16 protein-coding genes are annotated in these 15030 nt (G+C 59.9%); 11 read left to right on the top strand and 5 right to left on the bottom strand.

Translation table 11 applies throughout. The annotated features are described in order from the left end of the window. Positions 1 to 49 precede the first annotated feature (49 nt). Positions 50 to 241, bottom strand: coding sequence for a YegP family protein (locus ACV8MC_RS00080; RefSeq protein WP_016771242.1), 192 nt, complete (start codon positions 239 to 241; stop codon positions 50 to 52). 275 nt (positions 242 to 516) lie between these two features. On the opposite strand from ACV8MC_RS00080, the gene ACV8MC_RS00075 reads away from it, so the two are divergent. From ACV8MC_RS00075 to ACV8MC_RS00050, 6 genes are all read left to right on the top strand, one after another. Then, complete coding sequence (locus tag ACV8MC_RS00075) at positions 517 to 1482, top strand: glycosyltransferase family 2 protein (protein ID WP_056783552.1); 966 nt, start codon at positions 517 to 519, stop codon at positions 1480 to 1482. Between the two features lie 3 nt (positions 1483 to 1485). Further along, positions 1486 to 2196, top strand: coding sequence for a class I SAM-dependent methyltransferase (locus ACV8MC_RS00070; protein ID WP_095180646.1), 711 nt, complete (start codon positions 1486 to 1488; stop codon positions 2194 to 2196). Beyond that, a complete protein-coding gene (locus tag ACV8MC_RS00065) occupies positions 2193 to 2579 on the top strand; it encodes a GtrA family protein (RefSeq protein ID WP_056783558.1) in 387 nt (128 codons plus the stop codon). The genes ACV8MC_RS00070 and ACV8MC_RS00065 overlap by 4 nt, the downstream gene beginning before the upstream one ends. Continuing rightward, positions 2576 to 4681, top strand: a complete 2106-nt coding sequence (locus ACV8MC_RS00060; protein WP_457264074.1) for a DUF6311 domain-containing protein — start codon at positions 2576 to 2578, stop codon at positions 4679 to 4681. Before ACV8MC_RS00065 ends, ACV8MC_RS00060 begins: the two co-directional genes overlap by 4 nt. An 89-nt stretch (positions 4682 to 4770) precedes the next feature. Continuing rightward, on the top strand, positions 4771 to 5691 hold the full coding sequence (locus ACV8MC_RS00055) for a LysR substrate-binding domain-containing protein (RefSeq protein WP_457264072.1): 921 nt from the start codon (positions 4771 to 4773) through the stop codon (positions 5689 to 5691). A 164-nt stretch (positions 5692 to 5855) separates the two neighbouring features. Next, the gene (locus ACV8MC_RS00050) at positions 5856 to 6221 is read left to right on the top strand and encodes a 5-carboxymethyl-2-hydroxymuconate Delta-isomerase (protein WP_041478855.1); all 366 of its coding nucleotides are present in this window, start codon (positions 5856 to 5858) and stop codon (positions 6219 to 6221) included. A 3-nt stretch (positions 6222 to 6224) separates the two neighbouring features. On the opposite strand, the gene ACV8MC_RS00045 is transcribed toward ACV8MC_RS00050, so the two are convergent. Continuing rightward, positions 6225 to 7160: a LysR family transcriptional regulator gene (locus ACV8MC_RS00045; RefSeq protein WP_252887457.1), complete on the bottom strand. Its 936-nt coding sequence runs from the start codon at positions 7158 to 7160 to the stop codon at positions 6225 to 6227. A gap of 174 nt (positions 7161 to 7334) precedes the next feature. After that, on the bottom strand, positions 7335 to 8507 hold the full coding sequence (locus ACV8MC_RS00040; RefSeq protein WP_457264070.1) for a cyanate transporter: 1173 nt from the start codon (positions 8505 to 8507) through the stop codon (positions 7335 to 7337). Positions 8508 to 8910: 403 nt separating this feature from the next. On the opposite strand from ACV8MC_RS00040, the gene ACV8MC_RS00035 reads away from it, so the two are divergent. The 5 genes from ACV8MC_RS00035 to ACV8MC_RS00015 all read left to right on the top strand — a co-directional run bounded on the left by ACV8MC_RS00035 (position 8911) and on the right by ACV8MC_RS00015 (position 13889). After that, positions 8911 to 10560, top strand: coding sequence for a phosphoethanolamine transferase (locus tag ACV8MC_RS00035; RefSeq protein ID WP_457264068.1), 1650 nt, complete (start codon positions 8911 to 8913; stop codon positions 10558 to 10560). 163 nt (positions 10561 to 10723) lie between these two features. Next, the gene (gene rnd, locus ACV8MC_RS00030; RefSeq protein ID WP_024012017.1) at positions 10724 to 11857 is read left to right on the top strand and encodes a ribonuclease D; all 1134 of its coding nucleotides are present in this window, start codon (positions 10724 to 10726) and stop codon (positions 11855 to 11857) included. Continuing rightward, entirely contained in the window at positions 11854 to 12147 is a 294-nt protein-coding gene (locus ACV8MC_RS00025; RefSeq protein WP_041478850.1) for a YcgL domain-containing protein, read from the top strand. Before rnd ends, ACV8MC_RS00025 begins: the two co-directional genes overlap by 4 nt. Before the next feature lie 105 nt (positions 12148 to 12252). After that, a complete protein-coding gene (locus ACV8MC_RS00020; RefSeq protein WP_041478849.1) occupies positions 12253 to 13185 on the top strand; it encodes a D-2-hydroxyacid dehydrogenase in 933 nt (310 codons plus the stop codon). A 254-nt stretch (positions 13186 to 13439) separates the two neighbouring features. Beyond that, positions 13440 to 13889 carry a YcgN family cysteine cluster protein gene (locus ACV8MC_RS00015; RefSeq protein ID WP_016771232.1) on the top strand — a complete coding sequence of 150 codons (450 nt, stop codon included), beginning with the start codon at positions 13440 to 13442 and terminating at the stop codon, positions 13887 to 13889. A 121-nt stretch (positions 13890 to 14010) separates the two neighbouring features. Here ACV8MC_RS00015 and ACV8MC_RS00010 read toward each other — a convergent pair whose 3' ends face one another. Together ACV8MC_RS00010 and ACV8MC_RS00005 are read right to left on the bottom strand one after the other, a co-directional pair. After that, the gene (locus ACV8MC_RS00010) at positions 14011 to 14388 is read right to left on the bottom strand and encodes a YgaP family membrane protein (RefSeq protein WP_056783579.1); all 378 of its coding nucleotides are present in this window, start codon (positions 14386 to 14388) and stop codon (positions 14011 to 14013) included. A gap of 81 nt (positions 14389 to 14469) precedes the next feature. Then, a complete protein-coding gene (locus ACV8MC_RS00005) occupies positions 14470 to 14940 on the bottom strand; it encodes an RNA methyltransferase (RefSeq protein WP_046816778.1) in 471 nt (156 codons plus the stop codon). Positions 14941 to 15030: the final 90 nt, after the last annotated feature.

Here is a 15030-nt window from a genome sequence, read left to right as displayed (position 1 = left end):
ATGGAAGCAACAAATGCAGCACATGCACCTTTGATGAATGTGGTTTCGCTCAAATCTCCTTGATCGGCGTCTCGCCCTGTACGGCTTTGATCAGGTTGATCACGTGCAGGCAATCAGCCTTGTTCACATACGATTCGCCACTGGCCACCGTCTCGTGGTTGCGCGCACGCAGGCGCCAGCGCCATTGGCCTTTGCCAGTGCTGGGGGTGCCTCGGGTTTGTCGGTAGATTTCGAAATACATACGGTTCGCTCCCTGCGATCGATAGGCGCACCAACCTGTGTGGCGCATCGACGCAAGCCTAGCGCAGCGGGTTTTTTTGGCTATCGCGGATTTGTTTCCAATCGTTCGCGGATGTTTCTGAAAGACGCTGGCCAGAGCGCGGCGACTGCCCGGCGAATTGGCCGATATGACGCCGTGTCCTGCTTGCACGTGCGTGCCGGCTGCTGCTTAATACGGCACGGCTCATGGCCTCGAAAGACTTTCGATGACCGACAAACTATAAAAAGAGCACTCCTTTGACTGAGCACGGAACGCAACAGGCCGGGCAGGTGACGTTGTCGCTGGTGATCCCCGTTTTCAACGAGGCCGACAGCCTCGACAGCTTTCTTTCGCGCATCGACGACGTCTTTCAGACGCAGGCACTGATCGATCTTGAACTGGTCTTCATCAACGATGGCAGCACCGACACCACCCTTGAGCGCTTGCTTGAACGGCAGCGGCAAGACTCGCGTCTGCGCATCGTCGATCTAAGCCGCAACTTCGGCAAGGAAGCGGCGTTGTCGGCCGGTCTGCAAATGGCCACCGGGAAGATCGTGGTACCGATCGACGCCGATCTGCAGGACCCGCCGGAAGTCATTTTGCAGATGATCGAGCGCTGGCGCGAAGGTTACGAAGTGGTGCTGGGGCATCGTGTCAGCCGCCGCAGCGACACGTGGGCCAAATCGACCTCGGCCCACTGGTTCTATCGCCTGCACAACCGCATCGCCGAACAGCCGTTGCCGGAGAACGTTGGCGACTTCCGCTTGATGGACCGCTGCGTGGTCGATGCCTTGCTGACCCTGCCTGAGTCGCGACGCTTCATGAAAGGTCTGTTCGCCTGGGTCGGTTTCCGCACCACTCATGTCGACTACGAGCGCCCCGAGCGCGTGGCCGGGCAAAGCAAATTCAATGGCTGGCGGCTGTGGAACTTCGCCCTCGAAGGCATCACCAGTTTCAGCACCGAGCCGCTGCGGGTCTGGACTTACCTGGGGGCAACGGTTTCGCTGGTGTCGTTTGCGTTCGCCATGTTCATTGTCCTGCGCACACTGATCCACGGTGTCGACTTGCCTGGTTATGCCTCGCTGATGGTCGCAGTCACGTTCCTTGGCGGTCTGCAATTGATCGGCATTGGCGTACTCGGCGAATACCTTGGCCGCACCTATATCGAATCCAAACGCCGGCCGGTTTTTCTGGTGCGTCGCGTTTACGACCCCAAGGACTGACAGATGGATCTCAAGGAAACCGACATCCTCGGCGACAGCATCGATGAGCATTGGTATTACTGCTGCAAAGCGGCGGCGACCCGGCGATTGCTGGGTAACATGCCGATCCGACGAATACTCGATGTCGGTGCCGGCTCGGGGTTTTTCTCGCATCATCTGCTGACCCACACCGACGCGCATGAGGCGTGGTGCGTCGACATCAGTTACCCCGCCGATTCAAGCGCCACCACCGCGGGCAAACCGGTGCATTACCGCCGCGGCATCGACAGCATCGATGCCGATCTGGTGTTACTGATGGACGTGCTCGAGCATGTCGACGACGACCTCGGCCTGCTCAAAAACTATGTCGATAAAGTGCCTTCGGGCAGTCGTTTTCTGATGACGGTGCCGGCGTTTCAGTTTCTCTGGAGCGGTCATGATGATTTTCTTGAGCACAAGCGCCGCTACACCCTCGCGCAATTCGAAACCCTGGCGGGCGATGCCGGTTTGACCGTGCAGCGCGGCGCCTACTATTTCGGTGCGGTGTTTCCTATCGCCGCAGCGTTGCGCCTGATACCTCAAGGTTCGCAAACCGCACGGCCGCAGTCGCAACTCAAGCGTCATCACCCGTGGGTCAACAGCGTGCTCAAGACTCTTTGCCGAATGGAGTTGCCGTTGATGGGCAGCAACCGGCTGGCCGGTTTGAGCGTCTTCGTGCTGGCGCAGAAACCGTGATCGACAGTGATCGTTCAGCGTTGGTTCGCCGTGGTCTGCGCTTTGCCCTGACCGGGCTGTTCGTCACTGCGCTGCATGCGCTGGTGGCCGTGATGTTCATCCGCTTCATCGCGCCCGAACCGCCGCTGGCCAATGGTTTCGCCTTTGCCGTGGCGACCGTTGTGTCGTATGTGATCAATACCACCTGGAGCTTTTCAGCTCGCCTGCACGGGCGCACGTTACTGCGCTTTGTGTCGGTCTCGGCGGGCGGTTTTCTATTGGCGATGCTGGTTGCCTGGGCGGCGCAAATGGCTGGGTTGCATTATCTGCTCGGGATCGGCGCCGTGGCCCTGACGGTGCCAGCGTTCACTTTCGTTTTGCATAATTTCTGGACGTATCGATGAAGCTTTGCTCAACCTCTCGGGCCGCTGCGCTGTTGCCTGTGCTGCTAGGCATTCTGGCCTTTTTTATCGTGGTCGGCCCACGGGCGTTGAACCCGATGAACATTGCCTGGCTGGGCGACGGCGACCCGGCCACCCATTACCAGGGTTGGGTGTTTTTCCGGCACTCGCCATGGAGCTTTCCGCTGGGGCTCAATCCGTCTTATGGACTTGAATTGGGCAATGGCTTGATCTTTTCCGATTCCAATCCGCTGTTTGCCTTTCTGTTCAAGCCGTTTTCGGCGCTGTTGCCGGAGCCGTTTCAGTATTTCGGACTGTGGTTGCTGACCTGCTTCATTCTGCAGAGCTGGTTTGCCTGGAAACTGCTCGGCCTGGTGACCCGCGACGCGGTTCTGCGGTTGCTCGGCACCGGGCTGTTTTTATTCGTTCCGGCCATGCTGATCCGCATGAGCGTGCACCTGTCCCTGGGCGGGCATTTCATGTTGCTGGCCGCGCTGTACCTGGCGCTGCGGCCCTTCACGCCCAAGCGCTCTCTGGCCTGGGGAACGTTGCTGGCGGCGGCCGCGCTGATTCACGCCTATTTGCTGGCGATGATTGCGCTGATCTGGCTCGCCGATCTCGCAGCGCACACCCTGCGGCGACATCTGGCGCCGCGCAAAGCTGTGGCCGAACTGATCGGTCTGTTTTTGCTGGTGAGTCTGTGTTGCTGGCAGGCGGGCTACTTCAGCGTCGGCGATGACGGTCTGGCACTGATGGGCTACGGTCTGTTCCGCGCCAATGTGCTGAGCTTTTTCGACCCGGGAACCTGGTCGTTTGCCCTGCGCGACATGCCCGGTGTGTTGGGCGATGGTGACGGTTTTGCTTTCCTTGGTTTGGGTGTGGTGTTCCTGTTCATCTGCGCCTTCGCGGCATGGCTGCAACGCGGCACGGATGTTCACCTCAAGCCACGTCGCTACCCGTTGCTGTTGCTCGCGCTCGCCGGCTTGGCGCTGTTTGCGTTTTCCAACAACATCGGGGTCGGCCCATTCGAGTTGCACATCCCGCTGCCGGATGCGGTGGTTGCGGTGGCGACAATTTTTCGCGGTTCGGGGCGGATGATCTGGCCTGTCATGTACATGGCGATTTTCGCCATTCTGTACGTGGTGATTCGCGGCCATACTTCGCGCACGGCACGGATTCTGCTGAGCATTGCCCTATTGCTGCAAGTGGCGGATACGCGTTCCGGTTGGGGAGAGTCGCGCAACCTGTTCATGGCCACGCCGGCGCCACAATGGCCGACGCCACTGGTTGATCCGTTCTGGGATCAGGCAGCCCGCCATTATCAGGCGGTGCGCTGGCTGCGCCCGGAGAATTATCCGGAGCAGTGGCGAACGCTGGCCGAGTATGCGGGACGCCATCATCTGCCGACCAATGCGGTCTACCTCGGCCGCATGAGTACCAAGGCCACCGAGGCGGCCCAGGCTGTGGCCGACCAGATGGTCAGCTCTGGTCAATACGCCGCCGATACGTTGTATGTACTCGATAGCCGCACTGTGCTGCCGGCCGCGCTGACTCTCAATCGCGAGACTGACGTACTCGCCAGAATCGACGGTTTGAACGTGCTGGCGCCCGGCTGGAAGCGTTGCGCCGATTGCCCGCCCATCGTGGCCGCCGATCCCCTTACGCTGATTTCGCCAATGAAGTCGAACGAGCGCGTGACCTTCAACGTAACCAGCCTGGCGACGTTTTTCCTCGGCAGCGGATGGTCGAAAAGCGAACCGTGGGGCACGTGGTCTGAGGGCAGTGAATCGCAAATCATTCTGCGGCCCGAGGCCCCGGTGAGATCATTTGTGCTGGAAGCCAATGCTTTGATTACGCCGTCGCATACCGAACAGGGGCTGGAGATTAGCGTCAACGATGTGCCGGTGCTCTCCACCCGTTTGCTCAAGGCCGAAGCGAACGTTGTCAGCGTTGATCTGCCAGCTGAAGTCCAGCAGCGCATTGAGCGTGAAGGCGTGCTGGTGATTCGTTTCCAGCACGCCGATGCCGTCAGCCCGAGAGCGCTGGGCATGGGACTCGATCCGCGCAAACTGGCCATTGGCATTCTGGCGTTGACGCTTCATTGACCCTTCAGTGACTGTTCGGCGCAGCGGCCCATAGACGCGGTTCCTGGGCCTTTCTACACTGCCGCTATTCCGGGGAGCAGGGGCAAAGGATGAACCGCAATGAACTACGCAAGGCCGACATCAACCTGATGGTGGTGTTCGAGACCCTGATGCTGGAACGCAACGTGACCCGCGCGGCGGAGAAGCTGTTCCTCGGCCAGCCGACCATCAGTTCGGCACTCAACCGTTTGCGCACGATGCTCAATGATCCGCTGTTCATCCGCGTCGGCCATCGCATGGAACCGACGGCCCGCGCCGAAGACATTTACCGCCATCTCAAACCGGCACTGGATTCACTGTCGGCGGCGCTGAGCCTGACCCGCGATTTCGATCCCGCGACGAGCACCATGACCTTTCGCATCGGCCTGTCCGACGACGTCGAATTCGGCCTGCTGCCGCCGCTGTTGCGCGCGTTGCGCCAAGAGGCGCCGAGCGTGGTGTTCGTGGTGCAACATGTCGATTACTGGCGCATTCCCGACCTGCTCGCTGCCGGCGATATCACCGTCGGCATCAGCCAGACCCGTGGCCTGCCGGCCAACGCCAAACGCAAACTGCTGCGGCATATCCAGCCAAGCATCCTGCGCGCCGATGCCTCTGCTACACCGCTGACCCTCGACGAATATTGCGCTCGCCCGCATGTGCTGGTGTCACACACGGCCAATGTCAGCGGTTACGCCGATGAGTGGCTGGCGGAACTGGGGCGCACGCGGCAGGTGGTGTTGTCGGTGCCGCAGTACAGCGCACTGCCGGCTTTGCTGGCCGGCACCGACCTGATCGCCAGCCTGCCGGATTACACCGCAGCGGCGATGGCGGCGTCCGGGGCGCTGTTCCAGGAACCGTTCCCGTTCAAGACGCCGACACTGGACCTGTCGATGGTCTGGCTCAGCCACGTCGACAGCGACCCTGCCGAACGCTGGCTGCGCTCGCGGCTGGAAGCATTCATGAGTGAACGGCCGGGTATTCAGATCTAACAGATGCCACGTATCCCTGTGGGAGCGAGCCTGCTCGCGAAGCGGTTCAGCAGGCGCGGGTGTGCAAACTGAAAGGACGCTTTCGCGAGCAGGCTCGCTCCCACAAATGACGCTGTGTGATTGTGGTATATGTACGCCCCGCATCCGCCGACTGGAGATCCGCAATGCCACACCTGCACATGGAATACACCGCCAACCTGACGCAGTTGAACGCTGACATCGCCCTGATCCGGCTCAACAACACGCTGGTCGGTTCCGGTCAGTTCGGCGCGGAGTTCGATATCAAGAGCCGCGCGATCAAGATCGACAACTTCAAGGTCGGCACGGCGCAGGGCGAGCGTGCCTTCGTCCATGTGAAACTGGCCTTGCTCAGCGGGCGCTCGGCGGAGATCAAGAAGCAGCTCTCGCAAAGTCTGCTGGCAGTGTTGCAGGAACTCTGCGAATGGCCGGCCGGGCTCGAAGTGCAACTGTGCGTGGAACTGCTCGACATCGATCGCGAGTCCTACAGCAAAGCCGCCATCGGCATCTGACGTTCAGGCGTTTTCCAGCTCGCTGCACACCTGAATCACCTGCTCGCGCAGCCAGACGTTGGCGCTGTCCTGATCGGCGCTCTGGCTCCACTGCATGTCGAGGGTGAAACCCGGCAGGCCGTTGGGCGCTTCGCAGTGGTTGAACACTGCGTCGTTGGTCAGCAGACGCTGGATACGCCGGGGCAGGGTGAGGATGAAATCGGTGCCGGTGATCATCTTCAACGCGGCGCTGTAGCTGTTCGATCGGGCCACTATCTGGCGCTTTTGCGCTTGCCGCGCCAGCCAGCCGTCGACCATGTTGGTGCTTGAAGTCCACGGCGTTGGAAACACATGCCGACGTTCGGTGAATGCTTGCAGGCTCAGGCGCGGTTCGAGTGGTGTGGCGCGTTTGTCGAAGACGCAGACCAGGTCATCTTCCAGCAACATCCGGGATTTCAGATCCGCATGCTGGCGGTGAAAGTGCGGGCCGAAACTGATCACCAGATCGAGGCTGCCGTCGCGCAACTCTTCGGCCGGAACGTCGGTTTCAAACTTGTGCATGTTGACCATCACTGGCAAGTCGTCGAAATCGAAGCGCTTCAACAGTCGCGGCAGAATCAATTGCTCGAAGTATTCCGGGGCGCAGATGTTGAAAGTCACCGCCTGCCGGCTCGGGTCGAAGGCCGGGGCACCGGCGTGGCAGAGGTTGATGCTTTCGAGGATTTTCTGCACATGGCCGTACATGCTGCAGGCCTTGTAGGTCGGGCGCATGCCGGTGCGGGTGTTGATGAACAGTTCGTCTTCGAAACTGGTGCGCAGTTTCTTCAGGCAATAACTGACGGTGGACTGGCTGACGAACAGGGTTTCCGAGACATCGGTGACACTGCTCTGCTCGTACACGGCGACGAATACCATCAAGTCCTGCATATCGAGCTTGCGAAGCAAATTACTGTTCAGCATGAGTTCCGTCTCGCTGTCCCTTGCGCAGAATTCGCGCAAACGTGTGCGTACGATCCTAACGGAACGATGGTGCCAGGAGAAACCTTTGTAGGACATTTCACGGACACATGTGGGACAGAAACTTTTAGCAACACGACGTTGCCAATCTCGTGCGCAAAAGATGGCCAGAGGCCTCTAGCCCGGGCAGGGCAAGCGACGTGTGTAGTCGCGAGGGTTGAAGCGCACAACCATCAGCAGCATGAGCACCATTACCGCAGTCAGCGCCCACCACGCACCTTCGAAACTGCCCAGCCGATCGCGAATGATCCCTGCCAACAGCGGCGACAGTCCTGCGATCAGATAACCGATCCCCTGTACAAACGCGGTCAGGCCACCGGCGCGCTGCGGCTCGTCGCAGTGATCCAGCGCGGCGATCAGGCTCATCGGAAACAGACCGCCAATCCCCAACCCCAACAGACAAGGCCATAACAGGGCCAGAGTTAGCGGGGCGAGAATCAGCCCGCAGAAACCGCCGATGATCAGCAACAGCAGAACCGCCAATATCCCACGCCTATCACGACTGCGATTGGCGATCGCCGGCACTACCAGCCCGGAAATGACCTCCATCGCTGTAAGAAAACCCAACATCAACCCGGCGTTTTGTTCACTCCAGCCTTTTTCCACGTAGTACGGGGCCAGCCAGGCGAGGACGCAGGTGTAGGACGCCGTACCGAGGCCAAAGAAAATCGCCAGCAACCAGGCGCGACGGCGCGTGATGAAAGACTCCCGCTGGGTCACCCTTGATAGGGCTTGCGCTGGCTGCAAGCACCAGACCAGCAACGCGACCAATGCCAACGCCGCCCAGATGGCCAGCCCGACGCGCCAACTGCCGGTCTGCACCATCACCAGCGGCGCGAACGATGCGGCAATCGCGGCGCCGCCCATGATCGACGTGACGTAGACGCCCATGCACAACGCCACGTTGTCAGCAAAGCGCGATTTGATCAGCGCCGGCATCAATGCCTGAATCAGCGCTATGCCAATACCGGCCAGTATCGCGCTGACGATCAGCTCGACCGCAGAATCGATAAACAGCCGTGACACGCTCGCCAGCCCGATGACCAACAGCGACAGCAGCACCGTGCGTTGTTCGCCCAGACGCTGGCTGATGCGCAGGCCGAAGAACATCGCCAGCCCCATGGCCATGACCGGCAGCATCGTCAGCAAAGAGGCAAGCGTGAAGCTCAATGGGATATCGCTACGGATCGCCGACAGCAGCGGCCCGATGGCTGCCATTGAGGGGCGCAGATTAAGTGCGACAAGAATGATCGCGAGTATCAGCCAAGCGGCGGGGCGGGAGTGATTCATCAGCGGGCCTTGGAGTGCAGAGGCTGATGATTAGGCGTGGCGTCGCCGGCGTCGGCAAATCAGAAAACCCCGGGCCAGACCTAAAAACTCGATAACACCCCTGTCCCGATGTGGGAGCGAGCCTGCTCGCGAATGCGTTCCTCCAGACAAACAATTATTTGCTGACACTGCGCTTTCGCGAGCAGGCTCGCTCCCACAGAGGACATTGCGAAGTGCCTGAAACTGAATAAAACCTGAACCATTCTCAAATACTCGCAAACTTTCACGTTCGTGCTCCGAGGCAACTAATCATTAGCATCTTTTTCACGAAAAATTGATCCATGCCTGCCTAAAGTTTGGCATGCCTCGGTGAATGAAGTTTTCACACTTGACGAGGCTCTTCTTTCAGGAACAGTCACTCATCATGCTGAAGTTAAAAGCCGTGCGCCCGGAATGGGTGACGTTGTCTGCCAGCGCCTTTTTGTTGCTCGGTTTCAATCTGGTGCTTTGGCAACACCTGTTCGAGATCACCGCCGCCGATGGCAAGGGCATCGCCATGCGCGTGGCGTTCGGCGTGATGATCCTTGCCGCGTTCAATATCGTGCTGACGATATTCGCGTTCCGGCCACTGCTTAAACCACTTTTGACTCTTTTGTTTTTAGTCAGCGCCGGCGTGGCTTATTTCATGAGCCAATATGGCGTCATGATTGATGCGGGCATGTTGCGCAACTTTGCCGAGACCAACGCGACGGAAGTGCGTGATCTGCTTTCGTTGAAGTTGTTCGCTTATATTCTCTTGCTGGGTGTTTTGCCGTGTTTGTTGTTGTGGAAAGTACCGGTCAATTATCGGCGCTGGCATCACGAGTTGTTCAGCAAAGTTATTGTCAGTGTTGCCTCGGCGGCGGTGATCGGCGTTGTGGCATTGGCCAACTATCAAGGTTTGTCGTCGCTGTTTCGCAATCACCACGAAATTCGCCTGATGCTGGTGCCGAGCAATTACATCGGCGCATCCATTGGTTATCTGCAAGAGCAAGTTGTCTCGGCGCAGCAGCCGTTCATCAAGATCGGCGAAGATGCCCAGCGCAACCCCGACTTGCAGCTACAGCCACGCAAATCCCTCACCGTGCTGGTGGTAGGGGAAAGTGCGCGGGCGCAGAACTTCGGCATTCTCGGTTACGACCGAGACACCACCCCGCAACTGGACAAAGAGGCCGGGCTGATCGCTTTCACTGACGTGCATTCCTGCGGCACGGAAACCGCCGTTTCGGTACCGTGCATGTTCTCCAACATGGGTCGCAAGGATTACAACGCCAGCAAGGCCAGGAATGAAGAGGGCTTGCTCGATGTGCTCAAGCGTGCCGGCATTGATGTGATCTGGCGCGATAACCAGTCCGGCTGCAAAGGCACATGCGACCGCGTCACGGTGCAGGATGTCAGCAAGTTGCAAGACCCTGCGCTGTGCGCCAACAGCGAATGTCGCGATGAAATCCTCCTGCAAGGCCTGCAAAGTTTCATCGATCATCTGGACAAGGACACCGTGCTGGTGCTGCATCAGATGGGCAGTCACGGCCCGGACTACTTCAAGCGGTATCCCAAGGAGTACGAACACTTCACTCCGGTCTGTGAAAGTAACGCGCTGAACAATTGCAGCCGCGAAAGTATCGTAAACGGTTACGACAACACCTTGGTCTACACCGACCATGTGCTGGCGAGCCTGATCGATGTGCTGCGCAGCAATCAGGACAAAGTCGACACCGCCATGCTCTATCTGTCGGACCACGGCGAATCGCTGGGCGAGTACAACCTGTTTCTGCACGGCACGCCTTATATGCTGGCGCCCGAGCAACAGAAGCATGTAGCGATGCTGGCGTGGTTCTCTGACAGCTATCAGAAGGCCTATTCGGTCGACACCCATTGCCTGCAACTGAGCCGGGACAAGCCGCTGAGCCAGGACAATCTGTTCCACTCGATGCTCGGCCTGCTGGAAGTGCGCAGCAGCGTCTATCAACCTGCCTTGGACATGTTTGCCGGCTGTCGTGGCGCGGTGATCGACGGCGTGTTGGCCAAGCAGTGAAGCGTTTCCTGCCCGTCGCGCCAATGCGACGGGCCTTTCTGTTTCTGCTGTCAGACTATTCTTGCTGACAGGCAAGACATTTCCTTACAGCTCTTGCCCTTCAAAGGCGCGTAAATCGTCGGTGGCGATATATACTGCGCGCCATTCTTCAAGGGAGAGCCGTGTGGCTATCGATATTCACTGGATTCGCGACAACGAAAGCCTCGCGCAGTTTTGCGCCGAGTGGCAGCAGCTGCCGTTCGTTGCCCTCGACACCGAATTCATGCGGGTCGACACCTTCTACCCGATTGCCGGCCTGTTGCAGATCGGCGACGGCAAACGCGCCTACCTGATCGATCCGCTGACCATCAACGCCTGGCAACCTCTGGCAGCGTTGCTGGAAAACCCGGCGGTGCTCAAAGTCCTGCACGCCTGCAGCGAAGACCTCGAAGTGCTGTTGCGCCTGACCGGCAGCCTGCCGGCGCCGCTGTTCGACACGCAACTGGCCGCCGCTTACCTGAACCTCGGCTTTTCGATGGGCTACTCGCGTCTGGTGCAGGAGGTGCTCGGCATCGACCTGCCAAAGGGCGAAACCCGTTCCGACTGGTTGCAGCGACCGCTGTCCGAAACCCAGATCAGCTATGCCGCCGAAGATGCCGTGCATCTGGCCGAGGTGTTCGTCGAGTTGCGGCCCAAGCTGTCCGACGACAAGTTCGCCTGGGTGCTGGAGGATGGCGCCGAACTGGTCGCCAACCTGCGCCGCGAAACCGATCCTTACGAGGTGTATCGCGAGGCGAAACTGGCATGGAAGTTGTCCCGTGCACAACTCGCCGTGCTGCGTGAGCTGTGCGCCTGGCGCGAAAAAGAAGCCCGCGCCCGCGACCTGCCGCGCAACCGCATCGTCCGTGAACACTCGCTGTGGCCCTTGGCCCGCACGCAGCCGGATAACCTCGCGGCGCTGGGCAAGATTGAAGACATGCACCCGCGTACCGTACGTCAGGACGGTCAGTTTCTGCTTGATCTGATCAAGCGCTCTGGCAGTGTGGGGCCAGATCAATGGCCGCCGGCAGTGCCGGAGCCGTTGCCGATCGAAGCCGCTGCGCTGATCAAGCAACTGCGCGCGCTGGGTCAGGCCGAGGCCGAACGCCTGGGTATTGCCCCGGAACTGATGCTGCGCAAGAAAACCCTCGAAGCCCTGGTCAAAAGCGGCTTCCCCGAGGGGCCTTACCAATTGCCCGATTCGCTGCGTGGCTGGCGCCGCGAATTGCTCGGCCAGAAGCTGCTCGACAGCCTGGCCACCGCCGGAGAACAGCCTTGAAACGTATTTGCTCCATCTACCAAAGCTCCAAGCGCAGCGGCATGTATCTCTACGTGCTCAAGAGCGATGCGCTCGAGCGCGTGCCGGAAGCGCTGATGACGGCTTTTGGCAAAGCGAAGCACTCCTTCGATCTGGTGCTGTCGCCCGAGCGCAAGCTGGCCAGCGAAGACATCACCGTGGTTCTGGAAAACCTCGACAAGCAGGGCTATCACCTGCAAATGCCACCGGCCGAGGACGAGTACATCGAGCACTTGCCCGAAGAGTTGCTGCGACGCAACGACCCGGTCTGACCCGCGAGGCCCTGTTCTGGGCCTCGGTTAACCCTGGAACTGTTTTTACCGCGATGGCCGGCCCGAACCCGGCGGCTGTTTGCACGGTTTGCGAAAGGTTTGAAGATGCGCGTTCTGATTGCCGAACACGACTACGCGATATACGCCCGCCTGCTGCGTCAGGCGCTGCCCGAGCTTGAAATCCTGACCAGCGGCGACTCCGCCGAACTGGCGCGTCAGGCCGCCGATTGCCCGGTGTGGCTGGGCCAGCCGGATCTGCTGGCGACCTTGCTGCGCCAGGGCCATCAACCGCAATGGCTGCAATCGACCTGGGCCGGCATCACGCCGCTGCTCGCCGACGGCCTGCGCCGCGACTATCGACTGACCCGCGCCGTGGGGATTTTCGGTCAGGTCATGGCTGAATATGTGCTGACCTACATCCTCGGCCACGAACGCGAAGTGCTGGCGCGGCTGGTCAGCCAGGTCGAGCGCAAATGGGACAACCGCAGCGGCCAGAGTCTGGTAGGGCGCAAGGTGCTGATCGTCGGCACCGGTGACATCGGCCAGAGCGTTGCGCAGTTTCTGCGGCCGTTCGGCGTCGAGCTGTACGGCATCGCCAGCAGTGCCCGCGAACAGGCGCCGTTTGTCGAAGTCGGCGCGCTGGCCGATCTTCCGCGTCTGGTGGGCGAAGTGGATTACGTTGTCAATCTGCTGCCGAACACCGAACACACCCACGATATCTACGACGCGGCGCTGTTCAAACAATTCAAGCCGACCGGATTGTTCATCAACGCCGGGCGTGGCGTCGCAGTGGTCGATGCCGATCTGGTAGAAGCCTTGAAGGAAGGGCATCTGGCCGGCGCGGTAATCGACGTCTGCCGTCAGGAACCATTGCCGCAACGCCATCCATTCTGGACCGCGTGGGGCTTGCTCCTGACCGGGCACAGCTCGGCACCGACCTCGCCGGCGCTGATGGTGGATTTGTTTGTGCAGAACCTGAAAGCGTATGAGGCAGGTGAAGCTTTGCGCGGCGAGGTGGATTTCACCCGCGGTTACTGACTCTCCACCGATTTCACTGTGGGAGCGAGCCTGCTCGCGAAGAGGGCGTGTCAGTCGACAACAGCGTGTCTGACACAGCGCTTTCGCGAGCAGGCTCGCTCCCACTTTGGTTTCAAAGTGTAGCCACCAGTTTGCTCAGCGGGCGGCGCTGGTGCGGACAAGCGGATTTACCGGCAGTCGCCAGCGCTTGGCCCCCGCGCCCGCTGGCACTAGACTGGCGGCCTTTTCACCACCTTGATGTTGATGCTTGAGCCATGGCCGCCATAGTCGAACCGTTCTGGAAACGCAAAACCCTCGATCAACTCGATCACGAGGAATGGGAATCGCTGTGCGACGGCTGCGGTCTGTGCTGCCTGCAAAAGCTCGAGGACGAAGAAGACAACAGCGTCTATTACACGCGCATCGCCTGCAAACTGCTGGATCTGAAAACCTGCCAGTGCAGCGATTATCCGAACCGGATCAAGTTTGTCCCTGACTGCATTCAGCTCACGCCGGGTCAGGCGGAAGAATTCAAGTGGCTACCGCCGACCTGTGGTTATCGTCTGGTCAGCGAGGGCAAGGATCTGCCGTTATGGCATCACCTGGTGTGTGGCGACCGCGACGCGGTGCACCATGAGCGGATTTCCCAGTCCGGGCGCATGCTCGCCGAAGGCAGCGTGCCGGAAGATGACTGGGAAGATCATCTGATTTTTCGCGCGGGCTGATGAGATGGTGAGTTGTTGAACCCGTAAAGATCAAAAGATCGCAGCCTTCGGCAGCTCCTACAATGGAAAACGTGATTTCGTGTAGGAGCTGCCGCAGGCTGCGATCTTTTGCTTTAAAGCCTCAGACGCCGGCTTTCGGCGAGGTCAGCGAATCATTGCCGGTAACGGTTGCCGTTTCGGTGGCTACTTCGGCATTGGTCTTCAACTTGCTCAGTTCTTCCCCGGCGCGTTCGATCTTCGCCCGCACGTTGTTCATGTCCTGACGGCCTTTTTCCAACAGGCTTTTCGCCGAGCAGTGCCCGGTAATGCCACGGGCCACGGCCATGCCGCCGAGCGCCACTTGCAGCAGGCCGAACACGCCGCCACGGCGCAGGCCCTTGCCGACCATCAGCACGCCGCCGGTCAATGAGCCGACGCGCTCCCAGCCATGCACATTCTTGTGCGAAGGCGACTGGAACGGGGTGGATTCGATGCGTTCTACGCGTTTGAGCTCGCTCATGATCTATCTCCAGGCAGGGTGCGATTGATAGATAAGCTGACTGCCGGGGCCGTCAGCTTGTTCCATCGAATGTGCGACGCTTCAGCGGAATTTCGGCCCGGAGCGGGTGTTCAGGCCTTTGGCCATGCGGTCGTAGAGCACGACGTTGACCGTGGCGGCGAGGTTCATGCAGCCGGTGGTCGGGATGTACACGACGTCTTCGCACCAGTCGCGAATCTCTTTATCCAGCGAACCGTCCTCGGGGCCGAAGATATACAGGGCTCGGTCGGGGTGGGTGTATTCGGGCAGCGGCCGGGCGCCGTCGACCAGCTCCACGGCGACGGGCACGCAGTTGAGCGGGAGGATTTTTTTCAGGTCGTCGATGCCGATCAACGGGATGTCGTAGTGCACGCGCTTGGTGTCGGTGACGAAATCGGCGGCGCGTTCATAACGCTTGCCGGTGTAGAACACCGACGCCACGCCGTAACAGCCTGCGGCGCGCATCACCGAACCGACGTTCTCCGGTGATTTGGGGTTATACAAACCAATGCAGCTGTACCGTTTGTCTGCCACGAGCGGGGTGCCTTCGGGAAAAAGAGGGCGATTATACGGGGATTGGGGGAGGGCGGGCAGATTCGAGATTTGTGGTGCCTGGCCGGCCGC

Source organism: Pseudomonas sp. PK-RTE-24, from assembly GCF_054052265.1.
The sequence above is the reverse complement of the archived record's forward strand: the minus strand, read 5'-3'. Positions and strand labels throughout refer to the sequence as shown.

Excerpts from the sequence above, each read along its gene's own strand:
- ACV8MC_RS00080 (WP_016771242.1), bottom strand. The coding sequence starts at position 241 with ATGTATTTCGAAATCTACCGACAAACCCGAGGCACCCCCAGCACTGGC.
- ACV8MC_RS00070 (WP_095180646.1), top strand. The coding sequence starts at position 1,486 with ATGGATCTCAAGGAAACCGACATCCTCGGCGACAGCATCGATGAGCAT.
- ACV8MC_RS00060 (WP_457264074.1), top strand. The coding sequence starts at position 2,576 with ATGAAGCTTTGCTCAACCTCTCGGGCCGCTGCGCTGTTGCCTGTGCTG.
- ACV8MC_RS00055 (WP_457264072.1), top strand. The coding sequence starts at position 4,771 with ATGAACCGCAATGAACTACGCAAGGCCGACATCAACCTGATGGTGGTG.
- ACV8MC_RS00050 (WP_041478855.1), top strand. The coding sequence starts at position 5,856 with ATGCCACACCTGCACATGGAATACACCGCCAACCTGACGCAGTTGAAC.
- ACV8MC_RS00045 (WP_252887457.1), bottom strand. The coding sequence starts at position 7,160 with ATGCTGAACAGTAATTTGCTTCGCAAGCTCGATATGCAGGACTTGATG.
- ACV8MC_RS00040 (WP_457264070.1), bottom strand. The coding sequence starts at position 8,507 with ATGAATCACTCCCGCCCCGCCGCTTGGCTGATACTCGCGATCATTCTT.
- ACV8MC_RS00035 (WP_457264068.1), top strand. The coding sequence starts at position 8,911 with ATGCTGAAGTTAAAAGCCGTGCGCCCGGAATGGGTGACGTTGTCTGCC.
- ACV8MC_RS00020 (WP_041478849.1), top strand. The coding sequence starts at position 12,253 with ATGCGCGTTCTGATTGCCGAACACGACTACGCGATATACGCCCGCCTG.
- ACV8MC_RS00015 (WP_016771232.1), top strand. The coding sequence starts at position 13,440 with ATGGCCGCCATAGTCGAACCGTTCTGGAAACGCAAAACCCTCGATCAA.
- ACV8MC_RS00010 (WP_056783579.1), bottom strand. The coding sequence starts at position 14,388 with ATGAGCGAGCTCAAACGCGTAGAACGCATCGAATCCACCCCGTTCCAG.